A 22,066-nucleotide genomic window follows, 5' to 3' on the forward strand; every position below is an offset into this window, starting at 1 on the left:
GCCAATAGTTAGTCCATGACCTCACAATGCGACGGATGGATCCGCAACTACGTGGATGGCTCCTATGTCGAACCTGACGCGTCGTCGAGCTTCGATCAGGTAGACCCCGCAACCGGCCGTGTTCTTGCCAAGGTCCACGAGGCCGACCGGGCGCTGGTCGATCGGGCCGTGACCTCGGCCAGACGCGCTTTGGACAACGGTTGGGCTGATACACCGGTCCGGGAGCGCACCGCGCTGCTGCGGCGGGCCGCCGACCGGATCGAGGAGCGATTCGAGGAATTTGTCGCCGCGGAGATGGCGGATACCGGCAAGCCGATTACGCAGGCACGCGAACTCGACGTTGCGCGTGCCCTGACGAACTTCCGTACGTTTGCCGACATCGTTGCCGCAGCGGGGCAGGAATCGTTTGTCACGGATCTGGCCGGCGGCAAGCAGGCGCTGAACTATGCGATCCGCAAACCGCTCGGTGTGGTTGCGGTTATCGTGCCGTGGAATTTGCCACTCCTTCTCCTGACCTGGAAGGTGGCGCCCGCGCTGGCATGCGGGAATTCCGTGGTGGTCAAGCCTTCCGAAGAGACCCCGGCGACGGCGTCGTTGCTGGCCGAGGTGCTCGAAGAAGTCGGTCTGCCTGCTGGTGTGTACAACGTCGTGCACGGTTTCGGTGCGAATTCCGCGGGCGAGTTCCTCACCACCCACCCCAGTATCGACGGTGTCACCTTCACCGGATCGTCGGCCACCGGTTCGCACGTGATGAAAACCGTTGCCCCGCGGGTGCGTCCGGTCTCGTTCGAGCTCGGCGGTAAGAACGCGGCGATCGTGTTCGACGACGTCGACATCGACGAGGCATTGACGGGTCTGACCAAGTCCGTATTCACCAACACCGGCCAGGTCTGCTTGTGCACCGAACGGGTGTACGTGCACCGCAACATTTTCGACGACATCGCCGGCGGACTTGTCGAGCGGGCAGCAGGATTGCGACTCGGTGACCCGACGCTCACTGCGACAACGACGGGCCCGCTCATCTCGCAGGCACACCGCAAGAAGGTTCTCGACTACTTCGAGATCGCCGAGCAAGAGGGTGCAAAAGTGCTGACGGGTGGCGGTATTCCCGATCTCGGGCAGGATCTGGCCGGCGGATCGTGGATCGAGCCGACGCTGTGGACGGGATTGACCAACAAGGATCGCGCCGTGCGGGAGGAAATTTTCGGACCCGTCGCGGCACTCATTCCGTTCGACACCGAGGCAGAGGCGATCGCCCTGGCGAATGACACCGAGTACGGCTTGGCGGCCTCCGTGTGGACCAACGACTTGCGTCGTGGACACCGCGTCGCTCAGAAGATGAACGTCGGAATCTCCTGGGTCAACACGTGGTTCACCCGTGAGCTGCGGTCTCCGTTTGGCGGCATGGGTCTGTCCGGAATCGGTCGCGAGGGCGGCGAGTCCTCGCTGCATTTCTACACCGAACCGACAAATGTGTGTGTGCAACTGTGAACATCGAACCCGCAGTAGTTCCAGTTCAGTCCCGAGAAATGAGCAAGTGATGACAACCCCGGAAGACACCGTATTCGCGCTCGCGCGTCGCCTCGACGACGCTGCGCAGAGCCGCACCGACACCCCGAGCCTCGCCGACGATCACACCATCGACATCGACGACGCGTACCGGATTCAGAACATACTCCTCGAACGGCGCACTGCTCGTGGCGAATCCGTCGTCGGTGTCAAACTCGGATTCACCAGCGCGGCCAAGATGGCACAGATGGGTGTCTCCGAAGTGATCGTCGGGCAGTTGACCGACGCGATGGCGGTGGAGGACGGTGGCGATCTGGACCTGTCGGCGTTCATCCATCCCAAGATCGAACCCGAAGTTGCGTACCGACTGTCGAAGGACGTCGATCTCGACGACCCGAGCGTGGACATCGAATCCTGCGTCGACGCGGTTGCTCCGGCGATGGAGATCATCGACTCGCGCTACCGCGACTTCCGGTTCACCTACACCGATGTTGTCGCCGACAACACCAGTGCCGCCGGATATGTGATCGGTCCGTGGCAGCCGATGCGCAGCGCCGCGAACTTGGTGGTGCGCATGGAGGCAGGCAGTGAAACGGTAACCGGTTCGACGGCAGCAATACTCGGAGATCCCCTGCGCGCGTTGCATGCCTTGGTGGATATCGCCCGCCGTCGGCACATTCCGCTCCGGGCCGGCTACGTGATTTTGGCCGGCGCGGCGACTGCTGCCGTGCGACTCGACGAGGGAGTCGCGCAGTGCAGTATCGACGGACTGGGTACCGTCTCGGTGAATGGTGTGCGGCGATGAGCGGGGCGCAGGTCATCGAGAAGTTGGCAAAGCCGCGCGGAAAGTTCCCGCACGTCAAGGTGGTCGGCGACTTCGTCCACGTCTCCGGTACCAGTTCACGTCGGCCCGACAACACGTTTGTGGGCGTCGAGGTCGACGAGATGGGCACCACGTCGCTCGACATTCGGGCGCAGACACGCGCAGTCATCGAGAACATCGCGGCGATCCTCGCCGAGGTGGGTGGTGAATTGAGTGATCTGGTTCAGGTCACGTCCTATCTGGTGTCGATGAACGACTTCGGCGGATACAACGAGGTGTACGCCGAATTGTTCGACGAAAACGGCCCGACGAGAACCACAGTGGCAGTTCACCAATTGCCGCACCCGCACTTGCTCATCGAGATATCCGGTGTGGCATATGTGCCCGCCGCCCGACGGCTGTCAATCGAGAACCCCGCCGCCCGACGGCTGTCAATCGAGAACACGGAGAACGCATCATGACCACCATTCCTCCCGTCATCGACTTCAAGAAATGGATCGACGACAACCGCCACCTTCTGCAGCCGCCCGTCAACAACCAGACGATGGCACTCGGAGACGACTTCATCGTGCAGGTTGTCGGCGGACCGAACCAGCGGACCGATTACCACCTCGACCCGTACGAGGAGTGGTTCTACCAGGTCGAGGGCGACATTCACGTCAACGTCATGACCGAAGACGGACCGGTGCGGGTCGACATCCGTGAGGGTGAAAGCTGGCTGCTGCCGGGGAATCTGCCGCATTCACCGCAGCGTCCCACCGCAGGATCAATCGGCCTGGTGATCGAAAGGGTGCGGCAGGAAGGAACATTGGAGCACTTCCAGTGGTACTGCCTCGCGTGCAACCACAAGATTTACGAAGTCGAACTTCAGGTACGCGACATCGTGGCCGACCTTCCGCCCGTCTTCGTCACCTTCTACGAGAGTGAAGACGCCCGCACGTGTGACAATTGTGGCACGCTCCATCCCGGCAAGGGCTGAGCGATGAGCAACATGATCGACATTCACACCCACTACGTGCCCAACGGGTGGCCTGATCTCACCCCCGACGCCGGCCCGGATGCTCCGTGGCTGAAAGTGGAGTCGGAAACCGAAGCCATGATCATGATGGGCACCAAGGAGTTCCGACGGATCCAGTCCGACGCCTGGGACGCCGAGGTGCGCCTACGAGACATGGATGCCGACGGTATTCACACGCAGGTAGTCTCTCCGACTCCGGCATTCTTCAACTACGGCCGAAGCGGCGAGCAGGCCGGTCGCATCTCGCGAATCTTCAACGACCTCGCGCTCGAGATCGTCGAACCGGCAAAAGATCGCCTCATCCCGTTCTGCCAGGTTCCGTTGCAGGACACCGATGCCGCGTGCCGTGAACTCGAACGATGCATCGCCAACGGGCACCGGGGCGTTGAGATCGGCAATCACGTCGGCGATCTCGATCTCGACAGCGAAGGCGTCGTGACATTCCTGCAGCACTGCGCGTCACTGGATGTTCCGGTATTCGTGCACCCGTGGGACATGGCGTCCTCACCGCGCCTGGATCGGTGGATGGCGCAGTGGCTCACCGCCATGCCTGCGGAAACACATCTGTCGATACTCGCACTGATCCTCGGCGGCGTCTTCGACAAGATCGACGATCGACTCAAAATCGGATTTGCCCACGGCGGTGGCTCTTTCGCGTTCTGGCTCGGCCGGATGGAAAACGCTTGGCATGGCCGCAACGACATCATCGGTACATCGGAATTCCCGCCGTCACACTATCTGGGTAGGTTCTACGTGGATTCCGTCGTCTTCGACGAGCGCGCACTGCGACTACTGGTCGACACGGTGGGCGTAGACCGGGTGATGGTGGGAAGTGATTATCCGTATCCCCTCGGCGAGCGACCGGTAGGCGAGGTAGTGCGCAAGAGCGAGTTTCTGGACGAAACTGCGCGCCAACTGATCTCGCGAGGCAACGCCGAACGCTTCCTGGGGATCGGCTGACCTTTCAGCTATGCCCTTTCCGGTATGACGAACGGTGATTTCGGCATTTGTGAGTCATGTCTCAAATGAGCATAATTCAGGCAACCTTTGAAACTCGCTCGGCGAAAACAGATTTCACCGTCCATCCTGCCACTCATCCAATCGATAGGTATCCGCGATGACCACAAGCGTAACCAGTGACGGAAAGCCGTTGCCGGAGAAAGCTGCCCGCAGTCGGGTTGCCATGGCAACCCTCGCCGGCACAACCCTCGAATGGTACGACTTCTTTCTCTACGGAACAGCTGCAGCGCTGATCTTCAACAAGCAGTTCTTCCCGAGCCTGAGTCCAACGGCCGGCACGCTCGCAGCCTTCAGCACCTTTGCGGTGGGCTTTATCGCCAGGCCTGTCGGCGGCTTGGTGTTCGGACACTTCGGTGACCGGATCGGGCGCAAGGCGACGCTTGTGGTCTCTCTGGTGATGATGGGAGTCGGGTCGACGCTGATCGGGCTCATCCCGAATTACGATTCCATCGGCTTCTGGGCGCCGGTACTCCTGGTGGCGATGAGAGTCGTCCAGGGTATCGGCCTCGGCGGCGAAGGCGCCGGCGCCACCCTGATGTCCATGGAGCATGCGCCCGCTGGGCAGAAGAACCTGTATGCGGGTTTCCCGCAGATGGGTACGCCGGCCGGACTTGTTCTCGCCAACGGCATCTTCCTGACCACCAGTGCGTTGATGTCGGACTCCGCCTTCGAGTCGTGGGGTTGGCGCATACCCTTCCTGCTCAGCTTCGTTCTGGTGGCGATTGGTTTGGTGATCCGGTTGCGGGTTACCGAATCGCCCTCGTTCGCCGGAATCATGGAGAAGGGTGAGATCGTCCGGTTCCCGCTACGTGAGTCGCTCAAGGTCGGGTTCCCGCGGTTGTCATTGACGCTGGCCGCGTGTTTGGCGAACTCTGCCGTGGCCTACGCCTTCATGGTGTTCACGCTCTCGTACGGAACTCAGCATCTGGGTTACGACAAACAATTCCTGGTGCTCAGCGTCACCGCGGCAGCAGTCCTGTGGTTCCTCTCCATCCCGATCTGGACCAAGGTGGCCGACAAGTACGGTCGACGGCACATGTTCATCGGGGGATCCGCTGCAATCCTGTTGTGGTGCATCGTGTTCTTCCCGTTGCTGAACACCGAGAACAAGGTTGTTGCTGTCGTGGCGTTCCTGGGAATGGGCCTGATCATTCCGGTGACCCATTGCGTTCAGGGAAGCATCATCGCCGACACGTTCCCGGCCAAGGTTCGATACTCGGGTTCGTCGTTGATTCTGCAGAGTGGAGCAATTCTGGGCGGCGGACTGGCTCCGATGATTGCGACGGCTCTGCTCGACGCCACGGGATCCTCGGTGGGCGTGACGTGGTACCTCGCGGCTATCTGCTCGATCAGTCTGGTCGGAGCGATAGCGCTGTTCAAAGTGGTGCCTGATTCATCGCGCGGATTGCAGCACGAAGAGAAGCGTGTGGAAGAAAACGCCTGACGCATAACGATATTCGAAAGCCCGCTCCCGCTCCAGGGGCGGGCTTTCGAACGTTTACTGGTTCATGAGTTCTTCTGCGAAACTGCGCAACGACGCGATAAGGGCCTGCGCCGACGGACTGGACGTCCTCGTCGCTGATGACGTGAGACCTACGCTGTGACCGATGGGATCCAGGGTGATCGGGAGTGTGGTCAAACGGGTGTCGTCGCGATGAATCAGACTCGGAAGGACCGCGATCATGTCGGTTTCCAGCAAGAGTTGCCGCACGGTGAGGAAAGACGTTGCCTCTACTCGATTCTCGGGCAACGGGAGACCGTTCCTGGCGAAGAACTCCTCGAGTTCGCGTCGGAGCACCGTCTCGACGCCGGGCAGGATCCAGGGGAACTCACGAAGTTCGTCGAGCTGCACGTCGTCGCGACTGGTCAGCGGATGGTCCACTCGGGTAACAAGTTCAACCGACTCGGCGTAGAGATTGCGTCTGACGGCGCGGTCGTCTGTCGGTGCTGTGAGTCGGCCGACGATGAGGTCGATACGACCGGCCTCCAAGTCGGTGAGTAACTGCTCCGGAGTGCCCTCGCGGACGATCACGGTCAGTAGCGGATGCTGGACCTTCAGCCGCGCAATGGCGCCGGGCAGCAAGACGTTGGAACCGGCGAGATGTGTTCCCACGATGACGGTTCCGCGGTGTGCGTCGGCCAGCTCGACGACGTGTCGGCCCGCTTCGGTGAGCTGAGCGATGACCGCCCGAGCGTGGGTAGTGAAGGCCTCGCCGAATATTGTCGGAGTGATGCCGCGTGGTCCGCGATCGAACAGGGATACACCGAGGATGGACTCGATGTCGTGCAGGCTGCGGGTTGCCACGGGTTGTGTGATGTGCAGTGCGGCAGCGGCGCCGACCACGCTGCCCTGACGGCTCAGGGCGTCGACCAGAAGCAGGTGGCGAAGTTTGAGTCGCCCGTCGAGGAGCTTGGGCATGTCCATATCTGCAATCCTAGCGGGGATTGCCGCCCGAAGTTGCTCAGGTGAAGGTGATTCCGATCGGTTTGTCGGCCGAGAACTTCTGCCACGTCTTCTCGTTGTCGGGACTTCCGTTATGTGCAAACGAAGTCCAGAGCGTGCGGATGCGTCGACCCAGATCGTCGACGGTAGTCCAATCGGCATTGCCCAGCATGGGTGAACCGTGCCAAGACTTTTCGGAGCCGAGGATGAACGGAAGTTCGATGCAATGCGTAGCGCCGAAGATGTTCTCGGAAGGTGTCCAGTCGAATCGGTAGGTGTAAACCGGGGTGCCCGCTTGCGTGAAGTCAGCGGCCAGTTCTGCGGCTGTGTCGGCAAACATGTTCCGTGTCAACATGGTTTCGACGGTGACAGTGCCGCCGGGCAGCCCGCGGACGAAGGCAGATCCCTCGTCGTGGGTGTATCCGATGACTACCTCCGTTACCCCGCTGCGCGGGCTTTCGGTCAGTGGTGCAACATCGGATATCGGGGCAAAGGGTGGCTGAACGACATTTTCGGACCGTCGGCCGAACTCGACGGCTGTGGCGCGGAAGGCGTCCAGGATTCGGGGGAGGGGAGCGGTATTCGGATCGCCGTCGAGCAGTCGGGCAAAGGTCTCGCCGTTCGCGATCGCGGCGGTCTTGGTGAAGTTGAGATCCAGTCGCGGACTGCTCTGCAGTATCGCCCGGTGGAACAATCCTCGGGATCGATTGCAGTTCAATAGATTTACAATCGAATGGGCGCCTGCGGACTGGCCGAACACGGTGATCGAATTGGGATCGCCGCCGAACCTCGCGATGTTCTCGCGTACCCACTCGAGGGCCGCGATCTGATCGTGGACACCAAGATTGCCCTCGCTGACACCGTCGAGTAGAAGATAACCGAGTACGCCCACGCGGTAGTTGACCGATACGACCACGACATCGCCTTCAGCCGATAACGCACCGCCGTCGTACCACGCGAGTGAACCTCCGCCGCTGGAGTATCCACCGCCATGCAGCCACACCATGACTGGCCGGCTACCGGTCAACGAGGGCGTCGTGACGGTGACGGTGAAACTGTCCTCGCTCTGGTCAGCCACGGGGTGCGGCGCTCCCATGACGCGCTCGAGTCGCGACGGTGGTTGAGGAAACACGGTGCCGGGCATGGTGGCGTCGAGAATGCCGGTATGAGACGCGGCAGGTTCGGGCCGTTGGAATCTGGCCGCGGTTGCGTAGGGGATCGCGCCGAAATACAACGAACCGTCGCGTCGGATGCCACGGAACTTTCCCGAAGCAGTGGAAGCGATTATCTCGGACATGCATCCCCTTGGAGTCGTAGCTGTTCCATCGAGCATGCCAGCGCTCACACGTGACACAAATGCCTATGTGGTTGCGCGCTATACCCGTCGCGACGAGCGCCGGAAACGACTTCGGCCGCCCCCGCGAAATGCGGGAGCGGCCGAAAGAGTCGAGAAGGAAGAACTAGCGTGCGCGACGCGCGAGACGCTCGGAATCCGAGATCAGAACACTCTTGCCCTCGAGGCGCAGCCATCCGCGATGAGCGAAGTCGGCCAGCGCCTTGTTGACGGTCTCACGGGAAGCGCCGACCAGCTGGGCGATCTCTTCCTGGGTGAGGTCGTGCGTGACGCGCAGTGCGCCACCTTCCTGGGTGCCGAAGCGCTGCGCGAGCTGCAGCAGTGCCTTGGCGACACGGCCGGGAACGTCCGTGAAGATCAGGTCGGCCAGAGTGTTGTTGGTACGACGCAGGCGACGTGCGAGAACGCGGAGCAGCTGCTCGGCGATTTCGGGGCGCTGCTGGATCCAAGCCTTGAGAGCGTCGCGGTCCATGCTCACGGCACGAACCTCGGTGACGGTGGTGGCCGTCGAGGTGCGGGGACCCGGGTCGAAGATGGACAGTTCGCCGAACATGTCGGACGGACCCATGATCGTCAGCAGGTTCTCGCGACCGTCAGGTGAGCGTCGACCGATCTTCACCTTGCCGGACACGATGATGTACAGGCGGTCACCGGGTTCACCCTCGTTGAAGATGACATGTCCACGGGGGAAGTCGACGGGTTGCAGCTGCTTGGTCAGCGCCGCTACCGCTGAGGGCTCGACTCCTTGGAAGATGCCGGCTCTTGCCAGGACGTCGTCCACGTGCGCTCCTTGTTGGGATTTGTTCGTTTGTGGTGTCATTTTTGCGCTATCTAACTTTGTACCCGGTCGTGCTTGGTTTGTACGCACGAACCGCCCAGACGCAGGCCTTCACTCGTGCGAGCGGGACGCTGCGTCCGACACAGTCCGTGTTGAATACAACAGGTACGGCATCGAAGTCTACGTCCCACGCGCTCGGCACGAGTGATTGATGCCACGAAAGCGTCGAAATTATCCTGATGGCGAATAAAAGTGACTACCTTGTATGGCTCTTCGATCGCCTTAGCGAGTGGGCAGTTCTTCTCCGCCCGATTGTCGCGGAGCGCTGGCCGGTCGACCCTTCCGGCGCAGGTGGAAGCGGGCAAACGCATGTGGGAACCCATCGGTGGCCAGCGACGCGACGTCGTCGGGGCCGGCCTGGTCGAGGAACTCCGCCACCTCGTTCTCCCGAACCGAGAGTCGACGCAGTCTCCGTTCGACCCGTTCCATGGCCAGCGCAAAAAGCATCAACAGCACTGGGAAGAGAATCACGGCGAGTCCTTGCATAGAGGAGAGTAAACACGGCCAATATCTCGGAATCGACACGACCAAATGTCATGTCGGGGAGTATCCGTACAGTTGTCTGAGTGCAGACCACCCCGACCGAGCGCTCAGCGACCCGCCGGTCTGGCGGCGCTCGCGACGAGGAATCCCATCTCGCGCTGGTCCGTCGCGCGCGTCGGATGAACCGGAAACTAGCCGTGGCCTTCCCACATGTGTACTGCGAACTCGACTTCACGACGCCCCTCGAACTGACGGTGGCGACCATCCTGTCGGCGCAATGCACTGACGTCCGCGTCAATATGGTCACCCCGGCGCTGTTTGCCCGTTATCCCGACGCCAAGGCTTACGCAGAAGCCGACCGGACCGAGCTCGAGGAGTACATCCGGTCAACGGGCTTCTACCGGAACAAGGCCAACTCGTTGATCGGATTGGGTCAGGCGCTGCTCGAGCGTTATGACGGCGAAGTGCCGAACAAACTTGCAGACCTCGTGACGTTGCCGGGAGTCGGTCGCAAGACAGCCAACGTGGTTCTGGGAAATGCGTTCGACGTCCCGGGGATTACCGTTGACACCCACTTCGGGCGTCTGGTGCGTCGATGGAAGTGGACGGACGAAGAAGATGCCGTCAAAGTCGAACATGCCGTCGGGGCCTTGATCGAACGTAAGGAATGGACCCTGCTGTCACATCGCGTGATTTTCCACGGACGACGCGTCTGTCACGCGCGTAAGCCGGCGTGCGGCGTGTGCGTTCTGGCCAAGGACTGCCCGTCGTACGGTCTTGGTCCCACCGACAAAATCGAAGCTGCTGCGCTGGTGAAGGGCCCGGAGACGGAGCATCTGCTCGCTCTGGCCGGGTTGTGACCCACATGTCCAATGCTGCTCGGTGGTCCCTTGTTGTGCTTGCGGTTGTTGTTGCGCTCGCTGTTGCGATCTGGCCGCGAGGGGGAGATGACACCCCGGTTTCGACTGGCGGTTCCTCGACGTCCGCTTATCGGCCGCCGACGTTCACTCCGTCATCCGAATCGCTCGATCAGCTTCGCGGACAAGCCGGACTGGCAGCGTGCCCGACGCCTACCGCCGAAGCCCCGGCCGGCGCCGCACTCGCTGGGATCACGCTCGACTGCGTTGCCGACGGAAGCCCGGTTGATCTTGCTGCCGCGCTGGGAGGTAAGCCCGCGTTGCTGAATTTGTGGGCGTACTGGTGCGCGCCATGCGCCGAAGAACTGCCGCATTTGCAGGAATTTGCGGATCGTGCGGGGGACAGTATCACTGTGCTGACCGTGCATTCCGACCCGAACCAGGAAAACGCTTTGACCCGACTGATCGACTATTCCGTTCGCCTACCCGGAGTTCAGGACGGCTCGAGCAAGGTGCAGATTGCCGTCGGCGCGCCACCGGTGCTGCCGGTCTCGGTGCTCATTCGTGCCGACGGAACCGTCGCGAAGGTGTTGCCTCAACCGTTCCGCAGTGCGGATGAGATAGCTGCCGCTACGGCGCAGTATTTGGGAGTTGTCGTATGAGCTCATCGGTTCCCGAATGGTTACGTGCCGTAGCCAGCACCCAACCCACTGATCCACATCGACTCAACCCCGTGCTCGATCGTCGCCCGCCGCGCGGGACGACAACCAGGCCCGCTGCGGTGCTCGTCCTCTTCGGAGGATCCCGAGAAGCTGATCCCCTGTGCCTCGGCGGGATGCCGGACGACGCTGACGTACTACTGACACAACGCGCGTCGACCATGCGCCAGCACAGTGGTCAGGTCGCATTTCCCGGCGGTGCCGCCGACGAGGGTGACGACGGTCCGATCGGCACAGCGCTGCGCGAGGCCCAGGAAGAAACAGGTCTCAACCCGAGTGGGGTGCTCCCGCTGGCGACGTTGCCCGAAATATTCATTCCGCCGTCCGGATTCGACGTGACCCCGGTGATCGCGTATTGGGAAAATCCGGTGTCCGTGGGCATTCAGGATTCCGGTGAGGTCGGCCGTGTCGCACGGGTTCCGCTGCGCACTCTGCTCGACCCCGACAACCGCTTCCAGGTGCGTCACCAGGCCGGGTATCAGGGTCCGGCGTTCCTGGCCGACGGCATGCTCGTGTGGGGTTTCACTGCTGGAATACTGGCCGGGCTCTTCGAGGTGTCCGGTTGGGAAATCCCCTGGGATCATCACGACGTGCGTGATCTGGACACAGCGCTCGCAGAACTGGGCGAAGACATCGAAGATTCGGCGGTTCCCCGATGACAGGTTCGCGGTGGGTCGATCTTGCGATCGTGGTGGTGGCTCTCATCGCCGCGACATCGGGGTGGCGTCAGGGCGCGGTGGCGTCGGCGTTGGCCTTCGTCGGCGTGATTCTGGGTGCTGTTGCCGGAATCCTGCTGGCACCGCATGTTCTGGTGCATGTGACCGAGGGCAAGCTGCGCATCCTCGCCGGTATCTCACTGATCGTCGTGTTGGTGATCATCGGCGAAGTTGCCGGCATGGTTCTGGGCCGAGCCGCGCGCAGCGGTATGCATTCTCCGGCCGCAAGGTCAGTGGACAGCGTGGTCGGCGCAGGGCTTCAAGCAGTTGCCGTGGTGGTTGCCGCGTGGCTTTTGGCAATTCCGCTGACGTCGTCGTCTCAGCCCAACGTCGCAGCAGCAGTCCGAGGGTCGAACGTGCTGGCCGGTGTCGACGACCTCGCTCCGCAATGGTTGCGGCAGATCCCGACGGAATTCTCGGCGCTGCTCGACACATCGGGATTACCCGACGTCATCGGTCCGTTCGGCCGCACACCCATCACCGAAGTGGAAGCGCCGGACGCAAGTGTTCTGGCGAGCCCGCTGGCCGCGCAGTTGCGTCCGAGCGTCCTGCGCATCAACGGCGTCGCGCCGAGTTGCCAGCGCGCGCTCGAAGGTTCCGGGTTCATCGTCGCGCCCGAGCGTGTCATGACCAACGCACACGTCGTGGCGGGTACCGAGAGCATCACCGTCGACACGATGCAGGGTGCACTACCCGCGCAGGTTGTGCTCTTCGACTCGTCCGTCGACATCGCGATCCTCGCGGTGCCCGGACTCGAGGCGCCGGTTCTGCCGTTTGCCGCGCAGCCCGCTCAAACCGGGGACAACGCACTGGTGCTCGGATATCCCGGTGGTGGTCCGTACACGGCCAGCGCGGCTCGTGTTCGCGAAATCCTGAACCTCAACGGCCCGGACATCTACAAGGCCGGCACCACACAACGTGAGGTGTACACCGTTCGTGGATCGATCCGACAGGGCAATTCCGGTGGGCCCATGGTCAACGATCAGGGTGAAGTACTCGGCGTCGTATTCGGTGCCGCCATCGACGACACTGACACCGGTTTCGTCCTCACTGCCAATGAGGTGTCGCGCCAACTCGCCATGGCGGAAAGCGCGTCGACGCCCGTCTCCACCGGCGTCTGCATCCTCTGAGTAGCTAGTCGGCTGCCAGGAAGCCCCGGAGCGCGTCATTGACACGCTGTGGGGCTTCCCAGTGGGCGTAATGGCCGACTCCGGAGACGGGGTGCAACTGTTCGCCGGGCGCCCAACGCCGACCGCGTCGTATTGTCCGCGTGAGAATGTACGGGTCGAGTTCGCCGTGTATCTGCAGAATCGGAATGTGCAGAGTCTGATCCATCAGACGCATGAACCGGCGGCCCTCGGTGCGGAGCTGACTTCGGAATGCCCACCGCTGATACTCCAGCGTCGAATGCGCCACCCCTGGGATGCGAATCGCGGAGCGCAATTTCGATACAACGTCGGCGAACTCGGTCTGCTCGGGCCAACCAGGACCCGAGCGCGAACGCACCAGACGCTCCACCTCGGCGCCGTTGTCGGCAGTCAGGCGCCGTTCCGGGCGGAACGGAAGCTGGTTCGCCAGGAACGACGGGAAAAGTGCCTTGCGCTGATAGCGGTCGCGCAGGACTGATTGTTTGAGCGCGTGCGGATGCGGCGACGACACCAGAGCGATCGACCGCACCAGACGCGGATGCAGGATCGCGGTTGCCCAGCACACCAGGCCGCCGTCGGCGTGACCGATCAGCGTGGCCTTGCCGTATCCCATCGCCCGGATCAGGCCGGCCACGTCGCCGGCCAGCGTCCAACCGTCGTATCCGCGGGGCGGTTTGTCTGAATCTCCGTAGCCACGTAGATCGATGGCGACAACGCGGAAACCTTGCGCGGACAGAGCCGTCAGCTGGTGACGCCACGACCACCAGAAGTCGGCAAAACCGTGCAGGAGAACCACCAACGGGGCATCCGGATCAGCGTCGCCGACCTCGACGACGTGAAACCGGATGCCGTTGGCATGAATGTCCCGGTGAATCCAGGGGCCGTCGAATCTGACGGTGGATGGATCTGGGGCTGACACAGCTGCTTCGTTACCTGCGCGCGTTGAAGTCGACCGACGGCTTTGTGTCGTCGTGGCTGCCGGGAATGACGCTCTTTGCTGCCTTGAGCGATTCGATCGTCTTCTCCGGAGCCCGCAACTTACGAACCCGCAGATAACCGAGAAGCGCGAGTACCGCGGTGGTCAGCACCATGATCAGGAACACGATCAGGAAAGCGGCCCAACGTTCGAGCCACACGCTGAGCAGTTCCGCCAGGAAAAAGAAGAAGAAGAAAGAACTGAACAGCAGAACAGTGAAGGCCAGAATGAAGAAGACGCTGCCCTGCAGCCCCTTCTTGACCTCACCGGTGACTTCGGCCTTGGCAAGCTCGACCTCGGCACGCACCAGTGTCGAAACCTGAGCCGTCGCATCCCTGACCAGCGCACCGATCGAGGCTTCGCTCGGTGTTCGGGCGTCTACGTCGGTGAGAGGAATGGACGACACCGTGTTCGGCACCCCATCTCCGGTGAAGCGTTGGCTCTCTCCGTTGGTCACGCTCACTTGTCGACCTCTCCAGGTAGTTCTCTCGCGTCTGTGGCTATGGCATTGGCTTCGGCTCGCGCCGCATGAACCCGTCCACGTCGCCACAGCAGCGCTGATCCGATCAGCGACGCTATCAACGATGTCACGAGAACTGCGGCCTTCGCTATTTCGGCCTCGCTGCCATCGCCGACCCCGTCCAGTGCGAGGTCTGCTACAAGCAGGCTAACGGTGAACCCGATGCCGCCGAGCACTGAGAGGGCAAACATGTCTCTGCGTTCGAGTGTCTTGGGTTTCGTGGCTATGCCCAATTTGATCGCGAGCAGGGAAATTCCGAAGATTCCGACAGTTTTTCCGACGAGGAGGCCGACAAAGACGGATTGCCCGACGGGATCGGTGAAGATGTCGCCGAGTACCTCGGCGTTGATGGGAACGCCGGATGCGAACAGCGCGAACACCGGAACGCAGAAGCCGGCTGAGTACGGCTGGATGCGATGTTCGAGTCGGGTGCCGGGGGCGTATTCCTCGTCCTTGTCGCGGACAACTCGCGTGAGCAGGCCGAGTGCGACGCCGGCGAGAGTGGCGTGGATACCGGCCTCGTGCATCGAGTACCAGGTGAGTAGGGCAAGTGGCACGTAGAGGAACGGCGTCGTGATGCGTTTGTGTTGGGCGTAGGCGTACACCGCAAGCGCCGCGGCTGCGGTGAGCAGCCACAACATCGCGATCGACGCGGTGAAGAGCACCGCAATCAAGATGATGGCCAGGAGGTCGTCGACTACCGCAAGACTGAGCAGGAACACGCGGGCGCTGGCTGGAATCCGGGAACCGGTCAGGGCGAGGATGCCGAGGGCAAAGGCGATGTCGGTGGCAACGGGGATCGCCCAACCCTTGTCCATCCCCGGGGTGCCGAAGCCGATCGATGCCGCGATGAGTGCGGGAACGAGAACTCCGCCACATGCCGCGATGATCGGAAGCGCTGCTGCTTTGCGATCGGAGAGCTCTCCGACAACCAGTTCGCGCTTGAGTTCGAGGCCGGCTACGAAGAAGAAAATGGCCAGCAGTCCGTCCTGCGCCCACGTGCCGAGACTGAGGTTCAGGTGCAGCGCAGACGGTCCGATCTGGAAGTCGCGCAGCGCGATGTAGCTGTCGCCGAGTGGTGAATTCACCCAGATCAGAGCAATGGCAGCGGCGATCAGCAGGATTGAGCCGCCAACGGTTTCGGTGCGTAAGTATCGGGACAGTTCGGAACGCATTGTGGAGATCACGCGGGAGCAACGCCTTTGTTCGGTTTTGCAGACATGTGGACGCGACGAATCACGTGCCGACCAGACTTCCCGGCTCACCTTTACGGAATTTTATCGCGGATGAGGTCCAGAACCCGAATTTGCGCGAGAAAACGCGCAGGGTGTTCAATTCCTACTGACTGAGATTCATCCCACCAATTGGGCAATGTTCGTATAACGCAATGTTCGTACAGCTGCAGGAGCACCACGAGTGAGCACGTCACTGAGTAAGAACCCGCCGACGCCCGCCGACGGCGAAACCGTCGGCGGCGTACCTCGCCGACGGATCGTTGTCGCGAGCATGATCGGCACGTCGATCGAGTTCTACGATTTCTACATTTACGCAACGGCCGCGGTGTCTGTCTTCCCGCTTCTGTTCTTCCCCAAAGGCAACGACACCACCGCGCTCCTCGCGTCGCTGGCGACATTCGGTCTTGCCTTCGTGGCGCGGCCGCTCGGCTCGATTCTGTTCGGTCACTTCGGCGACCGGGTAGGACGTAAAGCGACCCTCGTCGGCTCGCTCCTGACGATGGGCGTCGCAACTTTCCTCATCGGCCTGCTGCCGACCTATTCACAGGTCGGTTTGCTCGCTCCCGCGCTACTCGCGCTGATGCGTTTCTGCCAGGGCCTCGGCCTCGGCGGTGAATGGTCCGGAGCGGCCCTGCTTGCCACCGAAACCGCGAAGGAAGGCAAACGCGCCTGGGCGGCCATGTGGCCACAGTTGGGCGCACCCATCGGCTTCTTCCTTGCCAACGGACTGTTCCTGGCCATCTCGTTGATGATGGACCACGACAGCGCCAACCCGGACCTCGACGGCGCATTCCTCTCGTGGGGCTGGCGAATTCCTTTCCTGCTCAGCGCAATCATGGTGATGATCGGCCTGTACGTGCGTCTGCGGCTCGAAGAAACACCGGTGTTCGCGCGCGCCGTCGAGCGCGGCGAGAAGGTCAAGACACCCCTTGCCGAGGTTTTCAAGACAAGCTGGCGTCAGCTGATCATCGGCACATTTGTCATGCTCGCCACCTACACGCTGTTCTACCTCATGACCACGTGGGTCCTGAGCTACGGAATCGGCAAAACCGCTGCGGAAGGTGGCACGGGAGCGGGCTTCAAATACACCGATTTCCTTGTCCTGCAGCTTATTGCGGTTGTGTTCTTCGCAGCTGCCGTCCCGGTGTCCGGGTGGCTGGCCGACCGCTACGGTCGACGAATCACGCTGCTCGTCATCACCGCTACAATGATGCTGTTCGGCCTCACATTCGGACTCTTCCTGCAGACGGACGGTATGAGCGACGGCCGCATGTTGGCCTTCCTCGTTGTGGGCATGATCCTCATGGGCCTGACCTTCGGTCCGATGAGTGCTGTTCTCCCGGAACTGTTCCCGACCAACGTCCGGTACACGGGTTCCGGTATCGCCTACAACACCGCAAGCATTCTCGGTGCGGCAGTAGCGCCGTTCATCGCGGTCTACCTGGTCGACCACTACGGCGTCGGCTGGGTCGGGATCTACCTACTCGTCGCGTCGGCTCTGACGTTTGTTGCATTGCTCGTGATGCGAGAGACGAAGGACGAATCGCTCGATGACGTAGGGGCGTAGGGGCGTAGCCCCTGTGACATAAGGGCTACGCCCCCTGTGTGCCTTTTTGGTAGTGGGTGCTACCAGAAAGGCGCACAGCAGTTTTCAGGGCTGGGCCGGCAAGATGTGTTCGTCCGTTTTATCGGTACTCAGCGCCAAGGAACTGATGTACTGCTTCTCGCCGTTCACAGCGAGATTTGCCTTTGCTCGGCGCGCCTGCGGACACCTGCTCGTTCACTGCTGTCATGACGTCACTTCCCCTGGGTGCCTGTGCGTGTGCACTTCGTGGTGCAGGCACCCAACCTAGGGAGGTGGCGTTACGCGGACATATTTGAAATATGTCGCCCACGTTGCGGATTCGATCCGCAACGTGAGCGAGCACTCATGGGACTTTCTTGACCTGTATCTGATCACCAACTGCCCGAGCCTGCAAGGCGAGTGGCTGCGTCCCGACCGGCCGAAGGTCGAGAACGACAGCGGCCACCGGGTCGGCCAAGACGTTTCGGATGGTCCGGCGCAGGCCACGTGCTCCGTACACCGGATCGAATCCGCGCCGCTGCAACAGAGCGACGGCGCTGTCGTCCACGTCGACGTCGACGCCTCTCCTGGCCAGACGAGTCGTGATCAGCCGGATCTCGAGCCGAGTCACCTGTTCCGCGGTCTGTTCGTCGAACTCGTCGAGGATCACGGTTTCGTCGATGCGGTTGAAGAACTCGGGATCGAAGAACTTCTCGAGAGCGCGCTGCACCAAGTGATGACCATGGCGTGGTCGATCGATTCGGACGCGATCTGTGAGCTGTCGCCATCGGGACCGTCGGTGCTCCGCCACCGCTGCCGATCCGAGATTCGAGGTCAGGAACACGTAGCTGTTGCGGAACGAGATCTTCTGCTGACCGTTCGCCAACCGGAGTTCACCGTTGTCGAGGACCTGCAGAAGTGCCCGCAGCACGGTGGGATCGGCCTTCTCCACTTCGTCGAACAGGACGATTCCGGGGGTGTACGGATCGCCCTCGACGGTGTTCTTGTCGAACAGTGTGAAGGACTCCTTACTGCCGGCATATCCAGGCGGCGCCCCGGAAAACGATGCCGCATAGTGCTCTTGCGCAAGAGCATTCATGTCGATACGACACAGGTCGTCGGGCCCTGACCGTAGTTCCGCGGCCACGCGCCGCACCAACTCGGTCTTGCCGACGCCGGTGGGGCCGACCAGAAGGATGTTGGCGAGCGGACGCGTCGGATCCGTGGCACCGACATGCGCGATCGAAATCGCACGAACCACTGCATCGACCGCGGCCTGTTGTCCGACGATCTTGGAACTCAGGGCTTTCGAGAGCTTTCGTGCGTCGAAGGCTCCGACCGCTACGGGTTCGGTTCGTTCCTCGGCCGGTGGTGGTGCTGCACGATTCTGGTCATGGAGCCTGTCGGTGATGTACGGCACGGCGAGATCCTTACGCTTCGACGGTCTTCTCGACCGGCAGGTTTCCGACGCGGCAATCCGCGACTCCGACGGTGTCGCGAGTGATGGCCTCGACGCGCTCCTGAGCCTTCTGGGCATCGGTGACCCACAGCTTGTAGAACTCGAATGGGCAGTCGGCGACGCCCTTGTCCCCGTCACCTGCTGCGTGGACACCGGAGTAGCCGCGGTGGAGGAGTTTGAAGATGTGGTTCTGAGACTGATCGTTCTCGCGTGCATCGCGAATGGCGGACACGGACAGCTGCGCGTACTGGATTCCGTATTCTTCCTCGCCGGTTTCACCCAGTGTCCGACCGTCGAAGCCGATGATCGCAGAGTGTCCGAAGTAGGAGTAGACCCCGTCGAAGCCTGCCGCATTCGCAACTGCCACATAACAATTGTTGGCCCACGCCATCGCCTTGGACATCATCACCTGCTGGTCCTTTGCGGGGTACATGTACCCCTGGCAGCGAACGATGAGTTCGGCGCCCTTCATCGCGCAGTCGCGCCAGATCTCCGGGTAGTTGCCGTCGTCGCAGATGATGAGCGAGATCTTCAGCCCCTTGGGGCCCTCGGAAACGTACGTGGTGTCGCCGGGGTACCACCCTTCGATGGGGCACCAGGGCAGGATCTTGCGATACTTCTGAACGATCTCGCCCTTGTTGTCGATGAGAATCAACGTGTTGTACGGCGGCTTGTTCGGGTGGTCTTCATGCTGTTCGCCGGTGATGGAGAAGATTCCCCATGTATCGGCCTCGCGGCAGGCCGCAGAGAAGATCGCGGTCTCGTCACCGGGGATGGTGGCGGCTGTCGCATACATCTCCTCCTCGTCGTACATGATTCCCTGCGTGGAGTATTCGGGGAAAACCACCAGATCCATTCCGGGGAGGCCGGTCTTCATACCGATCATCATGTCGGCGATCTTGCGCGCGTTCTCGAGGACGCCGGCGCGATCGTGGAGGCGGGGCATCTTGTAGTTGACGACCGCTACGCCGACTGTGTCGTTGCTCGAGGAGATGTCACCGTGTCGCATTGTCTTTCACTCCTTGGTTGTGTGGATCAGTTGAAGACTGGACGGGATTGGGGTACTGCGGCTTTGGGCGCGGCGAGGATCTTGGCCAGACCCAGGAGAACCAGAATCGCTCCGGCCCAGCCGGCGGCTACCGCGGGTGTGGTGTGGAAGTTGTCGGTCAGGATCAGAAAGGCTGGAACAGTGCAGGTGGGCTGGCTCAGAAGGACTGCTGCCCAGCCGGTGAAGTGGCTGAGGTTCTCGCGGCCGAGGCCAAGCACCAGGAAGAACAGAGTCCACAGTGCTGCCCAAGCGAGCCAGATGACCCCGAAGACGGGGTCGTTGCTCACCGTGAACGAGAGGAAGGAGTACACGAGCGCGGCGCACGCGACGAACAGTGAGAACCACCCGATTCCTTCCGGTTCGAAGCCGGCGAGATTGCTGATTCCCACGTAGAGGTAGGTGAATCCGAACAGGTAGAGGCCTGAGGCCGCCAGGATGGCGCTCGAATCTCCCTGCGCCTGAATCAACATGACGGTGGGGACGACGCATTGAAGCGCGCCGACGAAGAGGTTGAGGACCGAGGCGGATCGAACGGGAACTGTGCCGAGCAGCATCAGTCCGTTGACGAAGAGGACGGCTCCCACGTAAAGCAAACCAACACTGCCCATCGGGCACCTCCGGTTCCTTTCGGGACGGGTTACTTTCAAATGAAATGATTCCAAATGAAACTAAGTGATGCGCGACACAGAAGTCAAGAGGTGGATCTCAGGGGAAGATTTCAGAGGGTGGCGATGATCGAGAAGTCGAGTCCGTCGGCGACGGCCAGCTGAATCTTCTGCCGTGCAACGCGATCACGAAATTCGACGGTTCCGCGAGGTCCGTCGTATGCGGCGCCTTCGACGACGGCGTCCAGGGCGTTCGGGTGTGTGTCGTCTGCGCGTCGAACCAGAGCCGAAAGGGTATGTATCCCTTCGTAACACGACTCGGCAGCGTTGTTCAGTGCTGGGGCGTGCGCGCCGTGCAGTGCGATGTAGCGCCCGAGCAGGTCCATGGAGTTGCCATCGACCATCGAGCGGAAGTACGCCGCAGAGGCAAACAGGTTCCGGGTTGCCCGGGGGCCGCTTGCGAGCAGCATGTTTTCTTCCATCAACGGGCTGAACCGGATCATCGACTCGTCGAGGCCTCGGCGGGCGAAGGCGCGGTTGAAGTCGACGGCGTCCTGCCCGACGAGGAGCATGATGACGCCGTCGCAATCGGAGTTCGAGACGGTCTCGACCAACTGCTTCATGTTGCCGCGCCCCAAGTCGACAAACGAACCGCCGACCAGGGTGAGGTTGAGTTCGGTGGCGAATTGCCTCACTGCCCCGAGTGAGCTGTGTGGCCAGATGTAGTCGTCGCCGACAACAAACCACTTGCGCGCTCCGACGTTGTCGCGCAGCCACTTCAGTGCCGGAGCGATCTGCTGTCGTGGTGTTTCACCTGAACAGTAGATTCCTGGTCGGACCTCGCCGCCTTCGTAGAGCGAGGTGTACGAGTAAGGAATGCGGCCTGCGACCACCGGTGCGAGTGCGTGGCGGACCGAGGAGATGTGCCAACCGCTGACGGCGTCGATATCGCCCGCGTCGAGTAGTTGTTGCACGCGGGCAGCGACGGCGCTCGGCGACGCGCCGCCGTCGATCACTTCGATCTGGACTTCGCGTCCCAGTACGCCGCCGGAGTTGTTGAGGTCGCGGGCGGCCAATTCGCTGATCGCCTCACATGACGGACCGAACAGCCCGGCCGGTCCTTGGAGGGGAACCACCATGCCCAGGCGCCACACCGCGCTGCGCGCGCGTTCGAGCGCGCCGGTAGCGCTCATGCGTCGCCGCCGGAATCGGAAGCCAGCGGCCTGGCCTGGGTTACTATCATTTCATTTGAAAGTATTGCCCGAGAAGTGTGAAGTACGCAACAGCGGGGAGCGATCAGTGGGAAAGAGTGACTCCGGAATTCTGGAGGCTTCGCTGACGACCGCGCTGGTCCGAGCGGCTCGAATGGCCGCGGCAGCGGCGGAGAAGACGCTGGCGGCCGAGAATCTCACTCTTGATCACTGGATGACGCTCGAAGCCTTGGCGTCGACCGAGGGGCTGACGATGGCTGAACTGCGTGATCGAACAGGAACACCGGCCCCGACGCTGACGCGAGTCGCGGACAAGCTGGTCTCGCTTGCGCTGATCTATCGCGAGGTCGGTGAGGACGACCGCCGGAAGGTACGCGTGTTTCTCTCCTCGCGCGGAAAGTCTCTGCACAAGCGGGTTGCCGCAGATATTCGCGTAGCCGAGGAGTCCTGGCTGACGTCGAAAGAGGAAATGAAGCTGCGTGAGGGGCTCCGCCCCTGTGCGCCTTCCTAGTAGCGGGGA

23 protein-coding genes are annotated in these 22,066 nt (G+C 61.8%); 12 read left to right on the forward strand and 11 right to left on the reverse strand.

Features of this window, described 5'->3' with window-relative positions; translation table 11 throughout:
- The first annotated feature begins 15 nt into the window (after positions 1–15).
- From V2B23_RS09840 to V2B23_RS09865, 6 genes are all read left to right on the forward strand, one after another.
- Positions 16–1,491 carry a 2-hydroxymuconic semialdehyde dehydrogenase gene (locus V2B23_RS09840; RefSeq protein ID WP_430950163.1) on the forward strand — a complete coding sequence of 492 codons (1,476 nt, stop codon included), beginning with the start codon at positions 16–18 and terminating at the stop codon, positions 1,489–1,491.
- Positions 1,492–1,540: 49 nt separating this feature from the next.
- Positions 1,541–2,314: a 2-keto-4-pentenoate hydratase gene (locus V2B23_RS09845; RefSeq protein ID WP_430950164.1), complete on the forward strand. Its 774-nt coding sequence runs from the start codon at positions 1,541–1,543 to the stop codon at positions 2,312–2,314.
- Positions 2,311–2,793: a RidA family protein gene (locus V2B23_RS09850; RefSeq protein ID WP_430950165.1), complete on the forward strand. Its 483-nt coding sequence runs from the start codon at positions 2,311–2,313 to the stop codon at positions 2,791–2,793. Before V2B23_RS09845 ends, V2B23_RS09850 begins: the two co-directional genes overlap by 4 nt.
- On the forward strand, positions 2,790–3,311 hold the full coding sequence (locus V2B23_RS09855) for a 3-hydroxyanthranilate 3,4-dioxygenase (RefSeq protein WP_430950166.1): 522 nt from the start codon (positions 2,790–2,792) through the stop codon (positions 3,309–3,311). Before V2B23_RS09850 ends, V2B23_RS09855 begins: the two co-directional genes overlap by 4 nt.
- 3 nt (positions 3,312–3,314) lie before the next feature.
- Positions 3,315–4,310: an amidohydrolase family protein gene (locus V2B23_RS09860; protein WP_430950167.1), complete on the forward strand. Its 996-nt coding sequence runs from the start codon at positions 3,315–3,317 to the stop codon at positions 4,308–4,310.
- Between the two features lie 157 nt (positions 4,311–4,467).
- Positions 4,468–5,814, forward strand: coding sequence for an MFS transporter (locus V2B23_RS09865; RefSeq protein WP_430950168.1), 1,347 nt, complete (start codon positions 4,468–4,470; stop codon positions 5,812–5,814).
- A gap of 54 nt (positions 5,815–5,868) precedes the next feature.
- Here V2B23_RS09865 and V2B23_RS09870 read toward each other — a convergent pair whose 3' ends face one another.
- From V2B23_RS09870 to V2B23_RS09885, 4 genes are all read right to left on the reverse strand, one after another.
- Entirely contained in the window at positions 5,869–6,795 is a 927-nt protein-coding gene (locus V2B23_RS09870) for a LysR substrate-binding domain-containing protein (protein ID WP_430950169.1), read from the reverse strand.
- A 37-nt stretch (positions 6,796–6,832) separates the two neighbouring features.
- Positions 6,833–8,110, reverse strand: coding sequence for a carboxylesterase family protein (locus V2B23_RS09875; protein ID WP_430950170.1), 1,278 nt, complete (start codon positions 8,108–8,110; stop codon positions 6,833–6,835).
- A gap of 163 nt (positions 8,111–8,273) precedes the next feature.
- Positions 8,274–8,948: a Crp/Fnr family transcriptional regulator gene (locus V2B23_RS09880; protein ID WP_003943506.1), complete on the reverse strand. Its 675-nt coding sequence runs from the start codon at positions 8,946–8,948 to the stop codon at positions 8,274–8,276.
- Between the two features lie 279 nt (positions 8,949–9,227).
- Positions 9,228–9,491: a hypothetical protein gene (locus V2B23_RS09885; protein ID WP_378664821.1), complete on the reverse strand. Its 264-nt coding sequence runs from the start codon at positions 9,489–9,491 to the stop codon at positions 9,228–9,230.
- An 80-nt stretch (positions 9,492–9,571) separates the two neighbouring features.
- Between V2B23_RS09885 and nth the strand changes: the two genes are divergently transcribed.
- The 4 genes from nth to marP are packed head-to-tail and all read left to right on the forward strand — an operon-like array spanning position 9,572 to position 12,910.
- Entirely contained in the window at positions 9,572–10,348 is a 777-nt protein-coding gene (gene nth / locus V2B23_RS09890; RefSeq protein ID WP_430950171.1) for an endonuclease III, read from the forward strand.
- A 5-nt stretch (positions 10,349–10,353) separates the two neighbouring features.
- Positions 10,354–11,007 carry a TlpA family protein disulfide reductase gene (locus V2B23_RS09895; RefSeq protein WP_430950172.1) on the forward strand — a complete coding sequence of 218 codons (654 nt, stop codon included), beginning with the start codon at positions 10,354–10,356 and terminating at the stop codon, positions 11,005–11,007.
- The gene (locus V2B23_RS09900) at positions 11,004–11,723 is read left to right on the forward strand and encodes an NUDIX hydrolase (protein WP_430950173.1); all 720 of its coding nucleotides are present in this window, start codon (positions 11,004–11,006) and stop codon (positions 11,721–11,723) included. Before V2B23_RS09895 ends, V2B23_RS09900 begins: the two co-directional genes overlap by 4 nt.
- Entirely contained in the window at positions 11,720–12,910 is a 1,191-nt protein-coding gene (gene marP / locus V2B23_RS09905; protein WP_430950174.1) for an acid resistance serine protease MarP, read from the forward strand. Before V2B23_RS09900 ends, marP begins: the two co-directional genes overlap by 4 nt.
- A 4-nt stretch (positions 12,911–12,914) precedes the next feature.
- Here the strand turns inward: marP and V2B23_RS09910 are convergent, their stop codons facing one another.
- Genes V2B23_RS09910 through nhaA form a run of 3 tightly spaced genes read right to left on the reverse strand, consistent with a single transcriptional unit; the run spans position 12,915 to position 15,599 of the window.
- The gene (locus V2B23_RS09910; protein WP_430950175.1) at positions 12,915–13,847 is read right to left on the reverse strand and encodes an alpha/beta fold hydrolase; all 933 of its coding nucleotides are present in this window, start codon (positions 13,845–13,847) and stop codon (positions 12,915–12,917) included.
- Positions 13,848–13,857: 10 nt separating this feature from the next.
- Positions 13,858–14,367 carry a phage holin family protein gene (locus V2B23_RS09915; RefSeq protein WP_430950176.1) on the reverse strand — a complete coding sequence of 170 codons (510 nt, stop codon included), beginning with the start codon at positions 14,365–14,367 and terminating at the stop codon, positions 13,858–13,860.
- Positions 14,364–15,599 carry a Na+/H+ antiporter NhaA gene (gene nhaA / locus V2B23_RS09920; protein ID WP_033235942.1) on the reverse strand — a complete coding sequence of 412 codons (1,236 nt, stop codon included), beginning with the start codon at positions 15,597–15,599 and terminating at the stop codon, positions 14,364–14,366. Before nhaA ends, V2B23_RS09915 begins: the two co-directional genes overlap by 4 nt.
- Positions 15,600–15,840: 241 nt before the next feature.
- Between nhaA and V2B23_RS09925 the strand changes: the two genes are divergently transcribed.
- Positions 15,841–17,226 (forward strand): MFS transporter, encoded by a 1,386-nt coding sequence (locus V2B23_RS09925; protein ID WP_430950177.1) that lies wholly within the window; start codon positions 15,841–15,843, stop codon positions 17,224–17,226.
- A gap of 361 nt (positions 17,227–17,587) precedes the next feature.
- Here the strand turns inward: V2B23_RS09925 and V2B23_RS09930 are convergent, their stop codons facing one another.
- The 4 genes from V2B23_RS09930 to V2B23_RS09945 all read right to left on the reverse strand — a co-directional run bounded on the left by V2B23_RS09930 (position 17,588) and on the right by V2B23_RS09945 (position 21,528).
- Positions 17,588–18,643, reverse strand: coding sequence for an AAA family ATPase (locus V2B23_RS09930; protein WP_430950178.1), 1,056 nt, complete (start codon positions 18,641–18,643; stop codon positions 17,588–17,590).
- A gap of 10 nt (positions 18,644–18,653) precedes the next feature.
- The gene (locus V2B23_RS09935) at positions 18,654–19,691 is read right to left on the reverse strand and encodes an aliphatic amidase (protein ID WP_430950179.1); all 1,038 of its coding nucleotides are present in this window, start codon (positions 19,689–19,691) and stop codon (positions 18,654–18,656) included.
- Between the two features lie 26 nt (positions 19,692–19,717).
- Complete coding sequence (locus tag V2B23_RS09940) at positions 19,718–20,338, reverse strand: AmiS/UreI family transporter (protein WP_430950180.1); 621 nt, start codon at positions 20,336–20,338, stop codon at positions 19,718–19,720.
- Between the two features lie 110 nt (positions 20,339–20,448).
- Complete coding sequence (locus V2B23_RS09945) at positions 20,449–21,528, reverse strand: substrate-binding domain-containing protein (protein WP_430950181.1); 1,080 nt, start codon at positions 21,526–21,528, stop codon at positions 20,449–20,451.
- Between the two features lie 106 nt (positions 21,529–21,634).
- On the opposite strand from V2B23_RS09945, the gene V2B23_RS09950 reads away from it, so the two are divergent.
- Positions 21,635–22,057: a MarR family transcriptional regulator gene (locus tag V2B23_RS09950; protein WP_430950182.1), complete on the forward strand. Its 423-nt coding sequence runs from the start codon at positions 21,635–21,637 to the stop codon at positions 22,055–22,057.
- The last annotated feature ends 9 nt before the right edge of the window (positions 22,058–22,066 follow it).

Source organism: Rhodococcus sp. 24CO, from assembly GCF_050586165.1.
Classification (GTDB): Bacteria; Actinomycetota; Actinomycetes; order Mycobacteriales; family Mycobacteriaceae; genus Rhodococcus_F.

What these genes read in the sequence shown, in the direction of transcription:
- V2B23_RS09885 (WP_378664821.1), bottom strand. Translation starts at nt 9,491, where the DNA reads ATGCAAGGACTCGCCGTGATTCTCTTCCCAGTGCTGTTGATGCTTTTT.
- marP (WP_430950174.1), top strand. Translation starts at nt 11,720, where the DNA reads ATGACAGGTTCGCGGTGGGTCGATCTTGCGATCGTGGTGGTGGCTCTC.
- V2B23_RS09840 (WP_430950163.1), top strand. Translation starts at nt 16, where the DNA reads ATGACCTCACAATGCGACGGATGGATCCGCAACTACGTGGATGGCTCC.
- V2B23_RS09900 (WP_430950173.1), top strand. Translation starts at nt 11,004, where the DNA reads ATGAGCTCATCGGTTCCCGAATGGTTACGTGCCGTAGCCAGCACCCAA.
- V2B23_RS09855 (WP_430950166.1), top strand. Translation starts at nt 2,790, where the DNA reads ATGACCACCATTCCTCCCGTCATCGACTTCAAGAAATGGATCGACGAC.
- V2B23_RS09860 (WP_430950167.1), top strand. Translation starts at nt 3,315, where the DNA reads ATGAGCAACATGATCGACATTCACACCCACTACGTGCCCAACGGGTGG.
- V2B23_RS09875 (WP_430950170.1), bottom strand. Translation starts at nt 8,110, where the DNA reads ATGTCCGAGATAATCGCTTCCACTGCTTCGGGAAAGTTCCGTGGCATC.
- V2B23_RS09845 (WP_430950164.1), top strand. Translation starts at nt 1,541, where the DNA reads ATGACAACCCCGGAAGACACCGTATTCGCGCTCGCGCGTCGCCTCGAC.
- V2B23_RS09850 (WP_430950165.1), top strand. Translation starts at nt 2,311, where the DNA reads ATGAGCGGGGCGCAGGTCATCGAGAAGTTGGCAAAGCCGCGCGGAAAG.
- V2B23_RS09940 (WP_430950180.1), bottom strand. Translation starts at nt 20,338, where the DNA reads ATGGGCAGTGTTGGTTTGCTTTACGTGGGAGCCGTCCTCTTCGTCAAC.
- V2B23_RS09865 (WP_430950168.1), top strand. Translation starts at nt 4,468, where the DNA reads ATGACCACAAGCGTAACCAGTGACGGAAAGCCGTTGCCGGAGAAAGCT.
- V2B23_RS09895 (WP_430950172.1), top strand. Translation starts at nt 10,354, where the DNA reads ATGTCCAATGCTGCTCGGTGGTCCCTTGTTGTGCTTGCGGTTGTTGTT.
- V2B23_RS09945 (WP_430950181.1), bottom strand. Translation starts at nt 21,528, where the DNA reads ATGAGCGCTACCGGCGCGCTCGAACGCGCGCGCAGCGCGGTGTGGCGC.
- V2B23_RS09935 (WP_430950179.1), bottom strand. Translation starts at nt 19,691, where the DNA reads ATGCGACACGGTGACATCTCCTCGAGCAACGACACAGTCGGCGTAGCG.
- V2B23_RS09870 (WP_430950169.1), bottom strand. Translation starts at nt 6,795, where the DNA reads ATGGACATGCCCAAGCTCCTCGACGGGCGACTCAAACTTCGCCACCTG.
- nhaA (WP_033235942.1), bottom strand. Translation starts at nt 15,599, where the DNA reads ATGCGTTCCGAACTGTCCCGATACTTACGCACCGAAACCGTTGGCGGC.